Genomic DNA, 18,404 nt, shown 5'->3' on the forward strand with positions numbered 1-18,404 from the left:
AGGGACTTCCAAGAATTAAATTCTTCATCCTTGTGGAATGGGCATCCTTGCCCGTTCCTTATCCAGAGCGGGCTTTTGACGCCCACTCCACAAAAAATTTTGGATGTTTTATTACTTGGAAGTCCTTTAAAAGAAACGCTCTTTGTACAAGAGCGTTTTTACCTGTAGTTTATTCCACTGGAGTTCGTGAAATGTTCTCTAGGAAAGAAAAGTCTCCTCCAGGGTTAACAGAACTCAAGAAACTTCTAACTACTTCAACACTTGGCGCGTCATTGTCAGAATTATCATCAGTAAATGGGTTGCCATTGCTGAAGGTTTGAATAATGTTATTCAAGCCTGCTGCATTACTCCCAATAGCGCTGGCAATATTACTTGGTACTTGCTCAGGTAACTGAAAGCCAGAGCTACCGCCACTTACAAATGGGTTGCCGCCACCAAAGGAGCTACCGCCACCTGCGAATGGATTGCCACCACCAAAGGAGCTACCGCCATCTGTAGTGCCGCTACCTGTTCCTGTTGTTGAACCAACTCGGCTGCCAACAGCATTGCTTACCAAACTAGATATTCCTAAGTAACTGCCACCATTTTGTAGATAGTTTTTGATGTAGTTAGTCAAGTCACTACTAAATTGGTCATTATCGGTATCGCCACTTGTAGCTGTGTCACCACTTGAAATTGGACTTGCCGAATTACTAATACCTGTAACACTGGGACTATCAGAAGGTGATTGCTGGATTGGGCTACCACCGCCTGCAAACGTATTACCGCCACCCAATGGGTTGCCGCTGCCACCAGATGAATTAGCTGTTGGATTGCCTACATTTTGTAATGGTCTCCAGGGGTTGCCACTGCCAGCAAACGCTTGAAGAAATGGGTTATCAGGCGCATTTGGGTTGCCAAAGTTTTGAAAAGGACTACCCGTTGAGGCACCACCACCCGCATTACTGCCGCCTCCAGTGGCACCTCCGAATGGGTTGTTGCTACCCAAGCGATCGAATACAGCAGCAGCACCACTAGCTGCGTTACCACCAAACTGACTACTGCCGCCACCTGTCGAGCCACCACTACCAATTGGGCTTCCGCCACCTGTCGAACTACTGTTGCTCAAAGGGTTTTGACCGGGAATACCAACATTGCCAAATATATCTTCTGCTCCATCTACACCTGGTAAATTAAGCAAAGAACCGAAAGGGCTTTGACTCAAGTCTGGGATACCCGTGCTACCGCCACCGCTACCACCGGAACCGCCTCCGAAGCCACCAGCGCCTCCGCCAGAGTTACCGCCTCCACCGAAGCCACCAGCACCTCCGCCAGAGTTACCGCCTCCGAAGCCACCAACTCCACCAAAGCCACCAGCACCTCCGCCAGAGTTACCGCCTCCGAAGCCACCAAAGCCACCAGATGAACTGCTACGACCGCCAAAGCCGCCAATTGAACTGGCGCCATCGAAGCCGCCACTTCCAAATGGATTTCCGCTACCACCAAATGAGCTTCCGGCGCCACCGAAACTAGTGGTCGAATTGATACCAGTTATTGGATTGCTGTTACTAAGATTGTCGGTTATTGCCACAACATTCATCCTTTTGTTTCAAGTTAGAAAAGTTTGAAAACACACCAACATCAAATACACAAAATTAAGTCTGCCCTGTAACTTTCGTGCTTTGTTTATTCTTTACTCAAGTTATTTAGTTAGAAATTATTAGCATCATTAGGGCTATAAGTGATTATGCTGCGTCTAAATAGCTTTTGATTTACTAACATTAAACAGTAACATTCGCTACCATCCCATAAAAAATTTAATCTATATACATTATGATTACAATGAAATATATTTTGATATACCTATCATTTTTTTAGAGATTGTAATGGATTATTATCGCCCTTCGAGCTTCGTCTGGAGATACTTAGAAAAAATGCATCACAAAAAGCGCAGCCTCTTATGGTGAGGTCAAGCTTTTAGTAATGCATTTATTTGCTATTAATGGGAAGACGAAACTAACAATTCCTAATTTATATCTAATTTATACTTATTACACCAATGCTGGTATTTGAGTTGGCTGTTCCCAACGATCAACTGCTTTACCAAAAACTGAAATTTCCTTAATCAGCTTATCAAAACTGTCAGGAGTTAGAGATTGAGGACCATCAGATAGTGCTTTTGCTGGGTTAGGATGTACTTCAATCATTAACGAATCGGCGCCTGCTGCTATAGCTGCTTTTGCCATTGGTGCAACTAATTCGGATTTACCTGTTGCATGGCTAGGGTCTATCATAATTGGCAGGTGTGTCAACTGACGCAATACGGGAATTGCTGATAAATCCAATATATTGCGGGTATATTTATCATCACATGTTCTAATTCCGCGCTCGCAGAAAATTACATTCGGGTTTCCTGCTGCAAGAATATATTCTGCTGACATCAACCATTCATCAATTGTGGCAGATAAACCGCGTTTTAGTAACACTGGTTTATCTTGGGCACCAACTTTTTTAAGCAGCGAGAAGTTTTGCATGTTGCGCGCGCCGACTTGTATAATGTCCGCAACTCTTGCAATGGCTGGTAAATCAGCAGTGTCCATGACTTCGGTAATGATGCCTAAACCTGTAGCTTTACGCGCGGTTGCTAATAGTTCCAGCGCACTTTCTCCATGTCCTTGGAATGCATATGGTGAAGTGCGAGGCTTGAAGGCGCCTCCACGTAAAAACTTCGCTCCTCCAGCTTTGACTCTTCTTGCAGTTTCAACAATCATTTCTTCGTTTTCAACCGAACAAGGTCCCGCTACCAAAACAACAGGATGGTTTTCGCCAAAATAAACATTACCGTTAGGAGTTGGAACAACAACTTCACTCGCTTCACCGTAACGGAATTCACGACTCGCGCGCTTGAATGCTTTTTCAATATGAAACACTTGTTCAATCCAAGGGCTAATTTTTTGGATGTGACATGGGTCAACAGTGGCAGTATCACCAATAAGTCCCAACACAATTTTATGCTTTCCGACACTTTTCTCAACTGAAACGTTTAAAGAAGAGCGAACTTCTTCAGTGATATAGTCAATTTCAACTGCTGGAATACCAGATTTGAGTACTACTAACATAAGATTTTGGATTCTAAATTTGTCTTCGACAATGAATGGATTTTGGATTACGTAGGGTGCGTGAAGCTACTAACAAACCCAAAACGAAGCGAATAATCTACTAGCTTCACGCACCAACTCTTAATTTTTTATAGTCTGTATCTTACATTTTAGTGTGTAAGAATAACGAACCACAAAGGGCACAAAGAACGCAAAGAAAGAATCACTTGATATCTCTCTTTCACCACAGAAACCGCGAGAGTTCACAGAGATAAGAATTAAATATTCAAAACTTTAGCTACAGTCTGTACATCTTTGTCCCCTCTACCGGAGCAATTAATTACAATGCGTGGGCTACCTTCGAGTTTCGGGCAGAGCTTTTCTAAATAAGCAATAGCATGGGAAGTTTCCAAAGCCGGAATAATACCCTCAAGTTTAGAGAGAAGTTGGAATGCTGCTAAAGCTTCTTCATCAGTAATACTGTAATATTCAACTCGCCCAATTTCTTTCAAATAGCTATGTTCGGGGCCAACACCAGGATAATCTAAACCAGCACTAATCGAGTGTGCTTCAATTACCTGACCGTCGTCATCTTGCAAAAGGTAACTCATTGCACCATGCAAAACTCCTACACGTCCATATGTTAGAGTCGCAGCATGTTTATCTGTGTCAACTCCTTCACCAGCAGCTTCAACACCAATTATACGTACTGTAGATTCATTAACGAATTCAGTAAATAATCCAATTGCGTTAGAACCACCACCTACACAAGCAAGCAAGATATCAGGTAATCCACCCCATTTTTCCTGAGACTGAACGCGCGTTTCCTTGCCAATTACAGCATGGAAGTCGCGTACTATCATTGGATAAGGATGGGGACCTGCAACTGAACCTAAGATGTAATGTGTAGTTTCAACGTTCGTCACCCAATCGCGTATCGCTTCCGATGTTGCATCCTTAAGCGTTCCAGTACCAGCTTCTACTGGACGCACCTCGGCGCCCATCAACCGCATCCGAAACACATTAAGGGCTTGTCGTTCCATGTCATGAACGCCCATATAAATGACGCAATCAAGACCGAAACGCGCGCAGACTGTAGCGGTTGCAACACCGTGCTGTCCTGCCCCTGTTTCTGCAATAATTCTTTGTTTACCCATGCGTTTAGCTAGTAACACTTGTGCCAACGCATTATTTATTTTATGGGCGCCTGTATGATTTAAATCCTCACGCTTTAGATAGATTTGCGGCCCTATACCATCGGGTCGAGCGTAATTTGCGGTGAGACGTTCAGCAAAATACAAGGGGTTTGGTCTACCAACGTAGTCACGAAGTAGATTTTGCAGTTCGGCTTGAAAGTCAGGGTCATTGCGATACTGATAAAATGCAGTTTCCAATTCCGCAAGCGCAGGCATTAAAGTTTCGGGAACGTATTTACCACCGAATTTCCCAAATCTACCGAGCGAGTCAGGAAGTTGTTCAGATGTGAATTGACTTTGAATATCTGGAGTACTAACCACAGTTTTAAGTCCTATATAAATTTTTGTAGCATAGGCGTCCCGCCTGTGCATGTTATGTGCGTGTTAATCGAAGCGTCCTTACTTAGCAACAGCAACTTGTTCCAATTTAGTAGAAGAAATAGCATTTTTGAGTTCGCAACAAAGTTCTTCGACAGCTTGAAGTCCTTCAGAGGAAGTGGAATGTGCAAGTCGTTTGACAAAAGCGCTACCAACAATTACAGCGTCTGCACCCCACTCAGTTACTTGACGAGCTTGTTCTGTGCCAGAGATACCAAAGCCAACACCGATAGGTTTATCAGTTACACTTCGCATATCCTGAAGTAAGTTTTGCACTCGGTCTTGAATTTGGTTTCGCATTCCTGTTACACCTGTCACACTGACCAAATAAATAAATCCTTGTGACTGTTGTGCTATCGCCTCTATTCTTTCTTTAGAACTGGTAGGCGCCACTAGTAAAATGATCTCAATTCCAAACTCTTTACCCGTCTCAATTAACTGCGAAGCTTCTTCAAGTGGTAAATCTGGAACAACTAAACCCTTGACACCAACACTTGCAACTTCTGCCAAAAATGACTGAATACCCAAATTCAAAATGGGATTATAGTATGTAAATAAAATTATCGGTGCCTGCAAGCTAGGGCTAACGGATGCTAGCATTTCTAAAACTTGCTCTAATTTTGTTCCTCGTTGTAGCGCGCGCGTCGCTGCTGCTTGAATTACAGGGCCATCAGCAAGAGGGTCAGAATAGGGAACACCTAACTCGATGAAATCTGCACCGTTTCTATCTAAAATACGGAGTGCAGCAGCAGTAGTTTCTAAATCGGGATCGCCCGCAGTAATAAAAGGAATTAGCGCGCATTGATTGCGGTTTCTGAGAATTTGAAAGCGTTCAGATATGCAAGCCATATTGATTTTAGATTTTAGAGATTTTCTTAACGTATTTATAGAGACACGATTAATCCCTTCGGGAAAACCTCCGGTTTACGCGTCTCTACACGCGCGCACTGTTTAATAAATTTTGTACTGCTTGTTCGATGTTGTCTTGTTTAACTAGTGACTCTCCTACCAAAACTGCACGGGCACCTGCCTCTGCCACTAAAGATAAATCGGCTGATGTATATAAACCGGATTCGCTAACGAAGGTTATGTTCGAGTTTTGTATTTGTTGCTTTCTCTGTTGTAGTAGTTGTTGGGTTATGTGAATATCGACGGTGAAGTTATCTAAATTACGGTTGTTGATGCCAATTAAAGATATCCCATCAATTTTAAGCACACGGTCGAGTTCTTCTAGAGTATGTACTTCAACTAATGCTGTCATTCCTAAACTGTAAATCATTGAAGAAAATGCTTGAAGTTCGGAGTCTTTTAAAATGGCAGCGATGAGCAATACTGCATCTGCACCATTGTTTCGTGCAAAGTAGATTTGGTAGGGGTCAATAATAAATTCTTTGCACAGTAAAGGTATTTCGACTGCTGCGCGAATATTACGAAGGTTGTCAAAGCTACCTTGAAAGAACTTTTGGTCAGTGAGAACGGAGATGCAAGCTGCACCACTACGTTCATACGCGCGCGCAATTGCTACAGGGTCAAAGTTTTCTTTGATTATTCCCCGACTTGGTGAAGCTTTTTTTACTTCAGCAATCAAACTTGGTCGATAAGAACTTTGCTGTAATGCTAAAAGGAAATTCCGCGTTCCTTGAGGTGGATTGACATTTAATTGTTGTTGCAAAGAAGTTAATGACAGTGAGGATTGTATTTGTGCTACTTCTTTTACTTTATGCAACACAATTTCTTCAAGAATATGACTTTTACGGGTATCTAGTTTCATGGGAACCTTATGAAATAACTAACGGCTGTTTAGATTGTGTATATTTAGCTACTACATTCTTAATAATTGCTAAACCCACGTCGCCTGCTAGCGTCATTATTGATTCAGGATGAAACTGCACTGCTGTGATGGGTAATGATTGATGTTCAATTGCCATAATCACATCATCTTCAGTTACTGCTGTTACCCGAAGTTCCGATGGTAGCTTTTCTGGTAATGCATATAATGAGTGATAGCGACCAACAGAAAACTTTTCTGGCAAACCTTTGAATAACGTGCTACTGCTATCTTTTATTATTATTTGTGAAGGTTTACCATGTTGTGGGTAATCTAAAACTCCTAGTTCTCCTCCTAATCCTTCAACTATACTTTGCAGCCCTAAACAAACTCCGAATATTGGAATGTTGCGTCTTATACATGCGCGTACTGTTTCGGGAACTTTAAAATCGCTCGGTCTGCCAGGTCCTGGAGATAATACTACCAAATCTGGACGTTCGCTATCGAAAACTGATTCACTAAAGCCGTGTCGTAGGGTTTTAACGGTGGCGCCGCAGCAGCGAATATAGTTTGCAAGCGTATGGACAAATGAGTCTTCGTAGTCAATTAATAAGATACGTTTACCTGGTTCAACATCAGCTATGGAGTCAATTAAACTAGGCAAAGTTGTATTGATTGCTTTTGGTTTGACCAAAACATCTTTTTGCTTACAACGGCGTATTGTTTCAAATAATGCCGCTGCCTTGGTTATTGTCTCCTGTTCTTCGGCTTGCGGTATTGAGTCATAAAGTATTGTGGCGCCAACTCTAACTTCTGCGACAGTATCTTTTAATCTAATTGTTCGCAAAATTAACCCAGTGTTGAAGTTACCATTAAAGTTTAAATAACCAACGGCACCACCATACCAGCGTCTAGCGCTGCGTTCGTACTGTTCAATAAATTGCATTGCCCAGCGTTTTGGGGCGCCGGTTACTGTTACAGCCCAAGTGTGCGTCAAAAATGCGTCTAAAGCGTCAAATTCTGGACGCAATATACCTTCAACATGGTCTACAGTATGAATCAAATGGCTGTACAATTCGATTTGGCGCCGACCAATAACTCGTACTGAACCAGGTTCACAAATGCGTGACTTGTCGTTACGGTCAACGTCAGTACACATTGTTAGCTCGGACTCATCTTTAAACGAGTTGAGTAGCTGACGAATTTGGTCGGCATCATCAATCGCATCTTGCCCTCGTGTAATAGTACCACTGATAGGACAAGTTTCGACGCGCCTGCCTTCAACTCGCACAAACATTTCTGGAGAGGCGCCAATTAAATATTCGTCTCCAAGATTAAATACAAACCCGTAGGGACTGGGGTTAATTTGCTTTAAAGTTTGAAATAATTTACTTGGTAACTCGTCACAATTTTCAAAAAAGCTTTGACTAGGAACAACTTCAAACAAATCGCCACGTTTAAAATAATCAAGCGCGACATTTACTAGAGAAGCATATTCTCCTGGTGCATGGTCTGCCTTAGACGTTACTTGATTATTTTGACCACGATAATTAATCGACTCACCCACGCGCGCCATTCCATTTGTACTGCGCTCGTTGACTTCAAATTCATACTCTATCCGATACGCTTTTTGCTGATAATAATCAACTATTACAAGCTCATCAGGTAAAAACAATACTAAATCACGTTGGTCTTCTGGACGTTGCAAACGCTGCTCAATTGGTTCAAACTGCAAAACTAAATCATAACCAAAGGCGCCATAAAGCCCTAAATGCTCATCATCATCACTAGCTAATACATGTAAAACAGAGCGGATCACACTAAACGCCGAGGGTTGCTTACTACGCTCCTCTTCTGAAAAGGTGCTAGTTGCAGCCTTAATACTTCCAGTAATATAGTTATTAGTTTGAACAACTTCGCATAACTGCTCATGCGCTGATAAATGTTCGTAAAGCAGTGGGAGTAAAACTTCACCCCTTTCATTCAACGCTGTGAAAGTGAAGCTTGTTTCCCGTGTTACCAACTCCAAAGGTGGATTAACAAAACCAATTGCCCATCGTTTATATCGACCTGGGTATTCATAACTACTATTAAGTAACCCACCACGATGTGAATCTAGATGAAAAAGTATATCATCAAGTGCGCTGTCCATTTTAACTTCGGTGATCGAGCGCGAAACGCTAACACCACCATCTGTTATGTAAGAAAAAGTATCAATCATGAGCAATTTTCTTAGATTACTAGTTCGTCACTTGCTCTCAGCCAATAGTCACTTCTTACATCAACTATTTTAACTTATAAGCATTTGACACGTTTTGCAACAAGTACATATTAATCGTTTTGATATTAGCTTCAAACATTTAAACTTAAACACAAGTATTATGCAATTCAAAAGTATTACATAATTGTCAATAGTAAATGCTCACTCTAGTAAGCTTACCAATCAGAATAAAATAAAATTTAAGATGTTGAATTCGTATTTTGTATTAATCCAACAATACTAGATATTCTGTAGCCATTACATGAATATTTTTTTGGTAGATGTATCAATTCTTTCGATAGTAATGTGCCTTCTCTCTAAAGTTAGATATATGATTTTTGTTAATGTAACATAAGTATATTGACATTTAACATTAATTGTAGGGTGCGTGACGCTACGAAAAAACTTCAACGTAGTTATAGACTTGTAGCGTCACGCACCAACTCACGCCGAAACGCCTATTTACACATGGCGCCAGTGCCAAATCAGCACGCAGGAAATAAATGTATATATAATCACTTTTTTTTATCACACGTAGGGTGTGCATTGCTAGCCCTGTCAAGGTGACTTTTTGGCATCGGCTAAAAGCCTTGCAGTGGCGACATGTCGATGGCGTGGGTCACAAATTGGAGGGTCTTTCTTTTTCTTGGGCGCGCGCGGTTGTTTAAGAAATGAACTTAAACGAACGCGCGTAGCCAAATCAACTAAAACTGAAGCAAGCTGTTCAATGTTGAGTTCAGAAAAAATACTCCAATTTTCTGGAGGAATGGCAATCATCATACCTCTATAAGTTCCTTGAACCTCTTCTGCCATATAATAATCAGAGAGACCAGCCTCAACTTTACCAACACCATGTACCGATGCTAAAACTGCACGAACAGTTGCCAAAATATTGTACGTAACTAATGCTAAACAAAAAGAGAATAATGCAGCTTTCGGGTAGCCCAAAGTCTGAATTTCACATTCGTAATTTTGAGTTACATCTTGGAATAAATTTTCAACACTTCGGCGCCCACGGTAAAGTTGTGCGACGATATCGGTTTTAGCTTCGCTAACTGGTAGCATCGTTAGAATAGCTATCTCTGATTCTCCATTACGGGTTGGTTTAAATAGTTTTAAAAGAATTCGTCTTACAAGTACTGATTCTCCTTGATAAGTTAGACGAACCATTTGCTCAAATAGTTCCCCCGTGTCGGTTTTACCTTTTCGGCGTAGAGTACTTACTACCTCTTGCGGCATACTTTTATGTTCACGTATAACAAAATTTGACCCACGCTTAGTAACACCAAATAAAAAACCCAATGTACACATGCAACGGTCTCCAATCCATAGTTCTCCCGCATTCACTGTTGGCAAAACTTGATTAAATAATGACCGTTCTTGTGCGTGACCATCCTCACAAGGAAAAACATTAATTGCTAATCTTAACTCTGGGTCAAGTATGACAAGAGATTTTCCCGGTAGCGCGACTGCTCCAATATTTCTGAGTACTTCAAGGCGATGGTCGGTTCCTTCTAAACAATTACCATCTATTACTCGAATTTTATATGGCGCCAATAACGAGGGTGATTGTCCTCCAATCAATTCAATTAACGATGCCATCGACATTCCTGTTTCGCGGACAATTGCAGCGCTGACATCCGTATCAACTCGATTTAATTTGTCGTATACAGCTGTTCTACTAACATTTAATTGTTGGGCTTTGGCTCTATACGCTGCGTTCACAGATGGATGAATTCCGCATACAACCAAACGAGAGCAAATCTACGACACTGGAAAACAACAACTCTCGCGTATACTGGGTTTGAGCGTTTGTTTCAAATATTTGATTGATTTTTTCAGGCGCCAATACTTGCTCCATCAACCCTCGAACCATAACACTTATTGGACTTTCTTCTACAAACCGCTCAAAAATTGCACCCAGCATAAAGTCAGCCCTCCCTCAAGTTGTCGCTCGGCGCCCGCTACGCGGGCGCCGTAGATAATTATCTCACGAAAGGAATATGTGCAACTTTTGCCACCTTGACAGGGCTAGGTGGGCACTGCCCACCCTACGATTGTTTATCTAATTGCAACTCACACTCTTTAAAAATATAATTAATCGCAGCAAACAACCGCTCCAATTCCTGAATTGTGTAGAAAGTTTTATTCTGGGTAAAAAGATTTGAGTTTAGTTTACCAAATTGCCAGACGGCGCCATTAGAAACGATACCAAATATATTTGTCATTACATCTGGTTCAGTATTTAGTCTTTGTGCGGCTATCATTTCCGCCAAACATTGACCCCAACCCTCGGTAAAATCACTTTCTTTCTTGGCTTCAACTAGAACAATATATGGTTTATCAAAAACTACTGTTCCAAGGGGTGAGCGTTTTGCCAAAATATAATCTGGGACACCACAGAGTTTCTCGTCATAAACTAATGATTGGTGGCTCCACAACAAAAACTTACTGCGGTATAACTTCCATACCTCTCTTAAAACTGGGTAAATTATATTCTCACAAATAGCGCTTTCTGAATTATCAAATACGCTTTCATTAAATGTTAAATCTAGTTCGTCTCTGAAAGTTTGACTAATTGTAAAATCGGTTTCAATAATAAAATCTTTTCTGGCGTATTTAATAATAAACTCTTTAGCAACAGCACTGATACTTTTATAACTGCTAAAAGGCATTTTTAACTTTTCCTGATTAAAAGAGAAGTGTTGATAATTATTGTAACTTGTTTTACTTATAAGCGACGGGCAAGGATGCCCATCCCACAAGAGAATTTTGAGTGACTCTCTGTGTTCTCTGTGTTCTCTGTGTTCTCTGTGTTCTCTGTGTTCTCTGTGTTCTCTGTTCCGTGGTAAAAAGTTCTTTATCTTACTGACACATAGCAGTAATTTACGTAATATTGGGCACCGTGAATCACCGAAGAACTATGTAGCATGTTAAATTATTGTAATACATTCCCAAAATCGGCTATCTTATTCTATAATTCGTTTTATATTTTCTAAATAATATAGTGGCGCCGACAGTAATAAAATGGAAACAGGTATTTATGCTCAACAACTAGAATTATTCCAATTATTTCAACCAACTAATATAAAGATATGTGCTTCTAAATTTACTTTTGTAGACTTATTTGCTGGTATAGGTGGATTTAGAATTCCTCTGGAAGAATTAGGAGGGCAATGTTTAGGATATTCAGAGATAGATAAAGAAGCTATTAAAACTTATCAAAATAATTTTATAAAAAGTAGTTCTGAAGAAATTTCTTTAGGAGATATCACAAATTTTGACAAATTACCCTTTGAAGAAATCGATGTATTAGTTGGTGGAGTACCTTGCCAACCGTGGTCAATAGCAGGTAAATTACTAGGTTTGAACGACCCAAGAGGAAAACTTTGGTTTAATGTTTTTAAGCTAGTTAAAGAAAATCAACCAAAAGCATTTATATTTGAAAACGTCAAAGGTTTAACAGAACCTAGAAATCGAGCTATATAGTTTAAGCTATATTATAACTAATCTTACACAAGCTGGCTATATAGTTAAATATCAAGTTTTAAATTCCTATGATTTTGGCTTGCCACAAGATAGGGACAGAATATTTATTATTGGTATAAGAAACGATATTGAAAATGCCTGGAGTTTTGCATTTCCCAAACCTTTAAGAAAGCAGCTAAAGCTCTATGATGTTATTCCAGGTATTGAGCGCAGTAATTTTATCAAAAAGAAATTTACTTCAGATATTTTATTTGAGGATAGGAGGATACCTGCTTCCAGAAACAGATTTCAGAAAATCTACGAACTCAATGATTTTTTTACATTTGCTGATATTCGAGATGGACATACAACTATTCACTCTTGGGATTTAATCGAAACTAGTAGTAAAGAAAAATTGATTTGTAAAACTATTCTTAGGAATAGAAGGAAAAAAAATTATGGACCCAAAGATGGAAACCCTTTAAGTTTGAAAGTTTTAGAACAATTAATCCCTGATTTGAAACAGGAAGAAATTAATAGTTTAGTTTCAAAAGAGATTCTCAAATACGTTGAAGATCAAGGATATGATTTTGTTAATTCTAAAATTTCTTCAGGAATTAATAATATATCCAAAATTTACCTACCTCATGCATATGCAATAGGAACTTTAACCGCAACAGGAACTAGGGATTTTGTGGCTACAATTTCTATAGAATGTCAAAAGCCAGAAGCATTTAAGCAAAAATTTATTAAAGAAATTTACCAACCTAAAAAATTCAAACCATTGACAGCACAAGATTATGCAAAATTACAAGGTTTTCCTGAATGGTTTCAGATAAATAATAATGAATCTACAGCAAAGCATCAGTTTGGAAATGCTGTTTCAGTACCTGTCGTCTACCATATAGCAAAAGAACTAATACAAATAATTTTATAATTATATAAATATGACATCTATTAGTACAAAGACACGAGAATTAATTAAAGGTTATTTGGAGGGATTCCTTCAAGGACTTATAGATGCATATAAAGACCGTGAAATTATTAAGCCAAGCACAGCAGAAGAATATTTATCGCGGGTTTCATCAAAAGGGGGATTAAAGCCATTTTAAGCAGCATTAATTCCACCAGAAATTATACGAATTAATGAATTTGAGCGTGGGTTAAGTACAAGATTAGGTAATTCTTTTGAAGAGTGCGCGCGTTTAATAGCTTTGGAACATCATCAAGATGCGCGCCGTAGTTACGATATTGAAGAAGAAGTGAGTCTTGCAGCTTTTGCAGAAGCCGAACGTCAGAAAGAATATTATGAATCTGTGGCTAAAGCAGGAAAATCTAAACCCTCTTTAGAAGAGATGATAACAGCAGTATTAAATGCACAACGTATTGATGACCTAGCGACAAAGAAAGTTCGTGCTGATTTGTATATCCTTACTAGAGATGGCAAAGAACTTTTATTTGAAATCAAATCTCCTAAACCAAATAAAGGACAATGCTTAGAAGTTACACAACGTCTTTTAAGATTTCATTTGTTGCGAGATAAAAATCGTCAGAATCTCAAAACGTATTATGCTATGCCTTATAATCCTTATGGTGCAACCAGGACTAGTTATAAACATTCAATGGCATTACAATATATACCTTTTAATGAAGCTGTTATTGTTGGTAATGAGTTTTGGAGTATTATAGGGGGAGAAAGCGCTTATGAGGAATTATTGGAAATTTATTTAGAAGTTGGACGCGAAAAGAGTAAATATATGGTTGATGCTTTAGCTTTTGGTTTTTAAATTTTTAGATTTTGTAGGACAGGCGAGACGCCTATCCTACGCGACGATTAGTTTATCTTGTATTTGCACTCGTAGTTCATTAGCTGTAATCGCTTTATTTTCTGCTAGTACAACATACGCAACTAAACATTTATCTCCAGACTCCTTATCGCGCGCGGTGACAACAACTTCTTTAACTACACCAGTATTAAGAAGCGCCATCTCAATTTCAGCAGCTTTTCTGAGGGTTTGGCGCCGATTTTTACTTCTTCTAATCCTAATTTAAGATGTTAATACGCGCGTTTTTGGAGAGCTAAGGTTCTGTAGTCTCGTTTGTTCGTATAATTGTAGGACAGGCGAGACGCCTATCCTACGTGTTCTAATATAAAGATTTAGGTTATTTTCAGGAATTGAATGAGTCTCTAATGTATCTGTTATTGCCATTAGAAATATGGGAACAATAACATAGACAGATTCCAGAAGACGAAAAATTAGATTCCCGCCAACTAAAAAGCGCGTTGGAAATCTTAGTGACATATTCAAAGAATGAAAACCCAAATATGAAAACCCCTTTAAATCTTCTACTAAATGTTATATCTTACGTTATCTTTTGGGGCTGGAACCTAATATTTCTTTCAATCGTCTACCTAGGCATTTTGCCAATTATTGGTATATCGCTAATCACCGCTACTGTTGAAGGACAAATTCCCTTCGAGTTTTTTATCTCCTTAGCCACATTATTCGTAGTGCCTTTAGCTTGTACGGTCGTTGGCGCCTATAAGTTTATTAAACAACCTAGAGAACTATTGCGATTATTTTATGGTGTAGAGGCGCCTTTAGTTCTGCTGTGTGTGTTACGGCTATTTATATTCCGAGAACTTACCCCTGCTAGCATCCAGATTTTGCTTAGTGTCGGAATTTGTATTTCTGCATTTGCTATGCAAATGCTATATGGTTATGCAAGTGAAAAACGTAGTCTTGCATGGCTGCAAATGCTGGCACATAGTTTAATGCTATTTTTTGGTATCTATGCTGGCGCCATACTGTGTTTTTACGCATTACCTGTAGCAGCTTGGTCGATAGTATCATTCCTTAAATTTCAGTGGGCTATTGACCTTTGGAACGCATTTACATACTCTCCAGGTTTGGTTATTTTCGGGTGGATACCTTCAAGTTTAATACTATTTGGTTTAACTTGTTCGTTGTTTGTGGCAATGCCATCTATGCTAACATATTTATATACTGTATCCGGAATCAGTATATTAAAAGCTTTTGCTGCACAGTACGGACAAAAAAAGGCATTCGCTGGATTACTAGGAGTTTCAGTCTTCACCCTAACTCTTTTCTTCTCATTTCAACAACAGCCACAAGTTCAAGCGTTCTCATTACTAGCAAATACCCCAAAAACAGATAGTAACCGTCAAGCATTACTTGCAAAATCAGAAACGATACGTTCTGGATTGACAAATGCTTATTTATCCAACTATCGCTACCTCAGCAGCGTTAAGGATAATAACCACATTGAAGCAATGTATTCCCATATGACTGGTTCACCAGTAATTAGTAAAAATCTTCAGAATTTATACAACCAATTGATGTCACCATTCTTGTACAAAGGTACAGAGAGTGACATCGAAAAAGCAGAAAAGCTTTACGCTCAATTTTTTGACACACCGATACAAAAAGGTGAACAGAAAGCGGTTAACCACGCTTTACAATCAACTTCTAACCTCGATGAAGCTAAAGCTGGTTTACTAAATCTTAACCAGAGAAAAGTGTGGTTACGAGAGCAAGAAGTTACAGTCAAAGAACAAGGTGAATGGGCAGATATTCAACTTTATGAGGTTTACGAAAACAAAACCAGAGATGTACAAGAAGTATTTTACTCGTTTTCTTTACCAGAAAGTGCAGTAATTACAGGAATTTGGTTAGGGGATACAGCAGAAAAATCAAAGCGTTTTGAATATGTAGTTTCTCCTCGTGGCGCCGCTCAAAAAGTGTACAATCAGCAAGTGCAGAGAGAAAGACCAGTTGACCCAGCATTATTAGAACAAGTAGGTCCAAGACATTATCGTTTACGTGCATTTCCGATACCACCTGAAAGAACAGCAATAGAAATTAGGTCTCAACCTAACCGTCCTAAAGAAATGCATCTTTGGCTAACTTATAAAGTTATGCGACAAGATAAAGGTTTTGCTTTACCACAATTAGGCGAAAAGCGCAATATATTCTGGACGAATCAAACAAAACGTAACTTTAACGGTGCCAACCAAAACATAGATGGTTGGTTACAAGCATATCTACCTGCAAGCAAGGCGCCTCAACCACAAACAAAAGAAGCAACTTTATTAGCTTCCACAGATAACTACAAAATTACAGCAAAACCTTTAACTCCACAGGATTACAAATTACCCCAAAATCAGCGTTTTGCGATTGTCCTTGATACTTCCCGCAGTATGAACGTACACGTCAAGGAATTAGAAAAAACCTTCAACTGGCTTAAAAGTAAAGGTTTCGCCAATAATCAACTATCTGATAACGATGCTGATTTATATATTACATCCATCCCAGGAGCAGAACCAAAGCGACTTGATGATATCAATCAATTCAAACCAGCCAAAATGACCTTTTACGGCGCCATGCAACTTAAAGATATGTTGCAACAATTTGACGAATTGCGTGGTGATACCCGTTATGATGGCATTTTGTTAGTGACAGATGAAGGTAGTTACGAACTATCCGACGACAAGAAAAATCTTCCTAAAATTACATCTCCATTATGGATGGTGCATTTAGGCGCCCTTCCCAAAGCATACGACGACAACACCCTCAAAGCGATAGAAAATAGTGGTGGAGGTGTATCTACCGATATTTCTGAAGTACTTTATCGACAGGCAACAAAATCTACTCTAGGTAACACCGTTGTCAGTGTCATCGATGGTTACGCTTGGTTCATGGAGAAATTAACCACTCCTTCCACCCTAGTATCCAATGATTTTGACTCATTAGCAGCGAGACAACTAATATTAGGCTTAAGTCGCGAGAAAAACTTAGATCAACTAACAGAACTTGATGCAATTCACGAATTAGCGAAAAGGTTTAAAATAGTTACGCCTTATTCTTCGATGATTGTTTTAGTAAACGACGAACAACGGCGCCAGCTAAAAGAAGCAGAAGCACAGAAAGACCGTTTTGACCGCAAAGTAGAATCAGGCAAAGAAAACTTAACAAAACCAAACAATCCATTAAAAAATGCCTCAATTGCCGAACCTTCGAGTGGTGCCGCCATTCTAATTGCAGGAATCATAGTTTTTGTAATTACCAAAAAAAGGCGCCTTAACAAATTAAAAACTTATTAGTACAGATTAAACTTATAAATCTGTAAATTTCCTCTTGTGGAGCGGGCATCCTTGCCCGCCTCCGTAATTACCTTATTCCAAAACTACCCGGTCAAATTCCAAACCAACCACCAGTATCACCACCAGCCCAACCAGCATCTCGCGACGCAGGAAAATTCTGATTACACAAGTCTTTAAACTCATGGACGATACTTATATCTTGACCCTCATAACCAATTGGATGAAATATTCGTTCAATATATTTTCCCTGAAGCCGAATTTGACCCATCACATAAATACCGCTACCTACAGGATAAATACTTCCTTCAAGGTTGCGAGAATAACAAGCAATATAACCACCATCGCTTTCTTGGTACTTATTTACTGTAGGTAAAAGTCTTTCTTCATACCCAAAAGTATTCCATTTAGTTACACTATCTTCCTTAACATAAACTTTAAAATCTTCTGGCAACCAATAGTTTATTTCTTCCGCCTTTACAATTCCTGATAGCAATACCCACACTGTAGCTAACAATACAGTAATTTTCCAATACATATGTTTATTACAATTTAATATTGCTATATTATACTGATTCTCCAATCAACTCTACAGACTCAGTTGCATTAACAATAAAACTACCTGCTGGTTTGGCGCCACTAGTAATAGATAATATTGATGAACCATCCATTACAGAAAGCTGCCTACTTTGCACTTGGATAGAACCTCCTCCCTCTCCACTTGCATCAACTGAAGCTTTTTGAGAAAGCAGAATATTACCAAAATTTTCAATACCTGAGTATCCTAGAATCAAACCAGAATCATTTTCAGCAAGACTAACTAAGCCAGAAGCAACACTTCCTAATTCAACCCTTCCTGACTCTGCTTTTAAATTTCCACCCTCTAAAATTATATCTCCACCAACAAGTGCTAACGTTCTTCCGGGTTGTACTAGTAGTCCTTGAACATCACCCCGAATTGTTCCAAATGTAGAGAAGTCGTAAGTTAAATTATGACCATTTCCTTTTGATTATTTTTGTTCTAGCTACAGTGCTTGTTGCATACAATGGTACTAAAAACTATATTTATAGTACATTATTTATATACAATTGGATGTACTGCAATTTCAATATATTTTTTATACAAAAGTTTAAT

Annotated in this window: 17 protein-coding genes; 5 read left to right on the plus strand and 12 right to left on the minus strand. The window is 39.2% G+C overall.

Going from position 1 to position 18,404, the window contains the following annotated elements; translation table 11 throughout:
• Positions 1 to 169: 169 nt before the first annotated feature.
• From AC2JBO_RS23980 to AC2JBO_RS24020, 9 genes are all read right to left on the minus strand, one after another.
• Positions 170 to 1,570 (minus strand): hypothetical protein, encoded by a 1,401-nt coding sequence (locus tag AC2JBO_RS23980; protein ID WP_496956142.1) that lies wholly within the window; start codon positions 1,568 to 1,570, stop codon positions 170 to 172.
• Between the two features lie 460 nt (positions 1,571 to 2,030).
• The gene (aroF, locus tag AC2JBO_RS23985; protein WP_496956143.1) at positions 2,031 to 3,098 is read right to left on the minus strand and encodes a 3-deoxy-7-phosphoheptulonate synthase; all 1,068 of its coding nucleotides are present in this window, start codon (positions 3,096 to 3,098) and stop codon (positions 2,031 to 2,033) included.
• Between the two features lie 257 nt (positions 3,099 to 3,355).
• Positions 3,356 to 4,594 (minus strand): tryptophan synthase subunit beta, encoded by a 1,239-nt coding sequence (gene trpB / locus AC2JBO_RS23990; protein ID WP_496956144.1) that lies wholly within the window; start codon positions 4,592 to 4,594, stop codon positions 3,356 to 3,358.
• Positions 4,595 to 4,672: 78 nt separating this feature from the next.
• Positions 4,673 to 5,500 carry a tryptophan synthase subunit alpha gene (gene trpA / locus AC2JBO_RS23995; protein ID WP_496956145.1) on the minus strand — a complete coding sequence of 276 codons (828 nt, stop codon included), beginning with the start codon at positions 5,498 to 5,500 and terminating at the stop codon, positions 4,673 to 4,675.
• An 85-nt stretch (positions 5,501 to 5,585) separates the two neighbouring features.
• Positions 5,586 to 6,422 (minus strand): indole-3-glycerol phosphate synthase TrpC, encoded by an 837-nt coding sequence (gene trpC / locus AC2JBO_RS24000; protein ID WP_496956146.1) that lies wholly within the window; start codon positions 6,420 to 6,422, stop codon positions 5,586 to 5,588.
• Between the two features lie 7 nt (positions 6,423 to 6,429).
• Entirely contained in the window at positions 6,430 to 8,640 is a 2,211-nt protein-coding gene (locus AC2JBO_RS24005; RefSeq protein ID WP_496956147.1) for an anthranilate synthase, read from the minus strand.
• Between the two features lie 597 nt (positions 8,641 to 9,237).
• Entirely contained in the window at positions 9,238 to 10,404 is a 1,167-nt protein-coding gene (locus AC2JBO_RS24010) for a transposase (protein ID WP_496956148.1), read from the minus strand.
• Positions 10,388 to 10,606, minus strand: coding sequence for a hypothetical protein (locus AC2JBO_RS24015; RefSeq protein ID WP_496956149.1), 219 nt, complete (start codon positions 10,604 to 10,606; stop codon positions 10,388 to 10,390). Before AC2JBO_RS24015 ends, AC2JBO_RS24010 begins: the two co-directional genes overlap by 17 nt.
• 124 nt (positions 10,607 to 10,730) lie before the next feature.
• Entirely contained in the window at positions 10,731 to 11,354 is a 624-nt protein-coding gene (locus AC2JBO_RS24020; protein WP_496956150.1) for a hypothetical protein, read from the minus strand.
• 352 nt (positions 11,355 to 11,706) lie between these two features.
• Here AC2JBO_RS24020 and AC2JBO_RS24025 point away from each other — a divergent pair, with 352 nt between their 5' ends.
• From AC2JBO_RS24025 to AC2JBO_RS24040, 4 genes are read left to right on the plus strand one after another with little or no spacing between them, the layout of a single operon-like run.
• The gene (locus tag AC2JBO_RS24025; RefSeq protein WP_496956151.1) at positions 11,707 to 12,168 is read left to right on the plus strand and encodes a DNA cytosine methyltransferase; all 462 of its coding nucleotides are present in this window, start codon (positions 11,707 to 11,709) and stop codon (positions 12,166 to 12,168) included.
• A gap of 40 nt (positions 12,169 to 12,208) precedes the next feature.
• Entirely contained in the window at positions 12,209 to 13,084 is an 876-nt protein-coding gene (locus tag AC2JBO_RS24030; RefSeq protein WP_496956161.1) for a DNA cytosine methyltransferase, read from the plus strand.
• A 10-nt stretch (positions 13,085 to 13,094) separates the two neighbouring features.
• The gene (locus AC2JBO_RS24035) at positions 13,095 to 13,259 is read left to right on the plus strand and encodes a hypothetical protein (protein WP_496956152.1); all 165 of its coding nucleotides are present in this window, start codon (positions 13,095 to 13,097) and stop codon (positions 13,257 to 13,259) included.
• 9 nt (positions 13,260 to 13,268) lie between these two features.
• On the plus strand, positions 13,269 to 13,934 hold the full coding sequence (locus tag AC2JBO_RS24040; protein WP_496956162.1) for a TdeIII family type II restriction endonuclease: 666 nt from the start codon (positions 13,269 to 13,271) through the stop codon (positions 13,932 to 13,934).
• A 36-nt stretch (positions 13,935 to 13,970) separates the two neighbouring features.
• Here AC2JBO_RS24040 and AC2JBO_RS24045 read toward each other — a convergent pair whose 3' ends face one another.
• On the minus strand, positions 13,971 to 14,135 hold the full coding sequence (locus AC2JBO_RS24045; RefSeq protein WP_496956153.1) for a hypothetical protein: 165 nt from the start codon (positions 14,133 to 14,135) through the stop codon (positions 13,971 to 13,973).
• Positions 14,136 to 14,473: 338 nt separating this feature from the next.
• Between AC2JBO_RS24045 and AC2JBO_RS24050 the strand changes: the two genes are divergently transcribed.
• Positions 14,474 to 17,272 (plus strand): TIGR02921 family PEP-CTERM protein, encoded by a 2,799-nt coding sequence (locus tag AC2JBO_RS24050; RefSeq protein ID WP_496956154.1) that lies wholly within the window; start codon positions 14,474 to 14,476, stop codon positions 17,270 to 17,272.
• 91 nt (positions 17,273 to 17,363) lie between these two features.
• On the opposite strand, the gene AC2JBO_RS24055 is transcribed toward AC2JBO_RS24050, so the two are convergent.
• Together AC2JBO_RS24055 and AC2JBO_RS24060 are read right to left on the minus strand one after the other, a co-directional pair.
• Complete coding sequence (locus AC2JBO_RS24055; RefSeq protein ID WP_496956155.1) at positions 17,364 to 17,807, minus strand: hypothetical protein; 444 nt, start codon at positions 17,805 to 17,807, stop codon at positions 17,364 to 17,366.
• A 28-nt stretch (positions 17,808 to 17,835) separates the two neighbouring features.
• A complete protein-coding gene (locus AC2JBO_RS24060) occupies positions 17,836 to 18,228 on the minus strand; it encodes a two-partner secretion domain-containing protein (protein ID WP_496956163.1) in 393 nt (130 codons plus the stop codon).
• Between the last annotated feature and the right edge of the window lie 176 nt (positions 18,229 to 18,404).

The organism is Calothrix sp. CBUCES-K 9914 (genome assembly GCF_059640475.1).

Excerpts from the sequence above, each read along its gene's own strand:
- AC2JBO_RS24055 (WP_496956155.1), bottom strand. The coding sequence starts at position 17,807 with ATGTATTGGAAAATTACTGTATTGTTAGCTACAGTGTGGGTATTGCTA.
- AC2JBO_RS24005 (WP_496956147.1), bottom strand. The coding sequence starts at position 8,640 with ATGATTGATACTTTTTCTTACATAACAGATGGTGGTGTTAGCGTTTCG.
- AC2JBO_RS24025 (WP_496956151.1), top strand. The coding sequence starts at position 11,707 with ATGGAAACAGGTATTTATGCTCAACAACTAGAATTATTCCAATTATTT.
- trpC (WP_496956146.1), bottom strand. The coding sequence starts at position 6,422 with ATGAAACTAGATACCCGTAAAAGTCATATTCTTGAAGAAATTGTGTTG.
- AC2JBO_RS24045 (WP_496956153.1), bottom strand. The coding sequence starts at position 14,135 with ATGGCGCTTCTTAATACTGGTGTAGTTAAAGAAGTTGTTGTCACCGCG.
- AC2JBO_RS24050 (WP_496956154.1), top strand. The coding sequence starts at position 14,474 with ATGAAAACCCCTTTAAATCTTCTACTAAATGTTATATCTTACGTTATC.
- AC2JBO_RS24035 (WP_496956152.1), top strand. The coding sequence starts at position 13,095 with ATGACATCTATTAGTACAAAGACACGAGAATTAATTAAAGGTTATTTG.
- AC2JBO_RS24020 (WP_496956150.1), bottom strand. The coding sequence starts at position 11,354 with ATGCCTTTTAGCAGTTATAAAAGTATCAGTGCTGTTGCTAAAGAGTTT.
- trpA (WP_496956145.1), bottom strand. The coding sequence starts at position 5,500 with ATGGCTTGCATATCTGAACGCTTTCAAATTCTCAGAAACCGCAATCAA.
- aroF (WP_496956143.1), bottom strand. The coding sequence starts at position 3,098 with ATGTTAGTAGTACTCAAATCTGGTATTCCAGCAGTTGAAATTGACTAT.
- AC2JBO_RS24015 (WP_496956149.1), bottom strand. The coding sequence starts at position 10,606 with ATGCTGGGTGCAATTTTTGAGCGGTTTGTAGAAGAAAGTCCAATAAGT.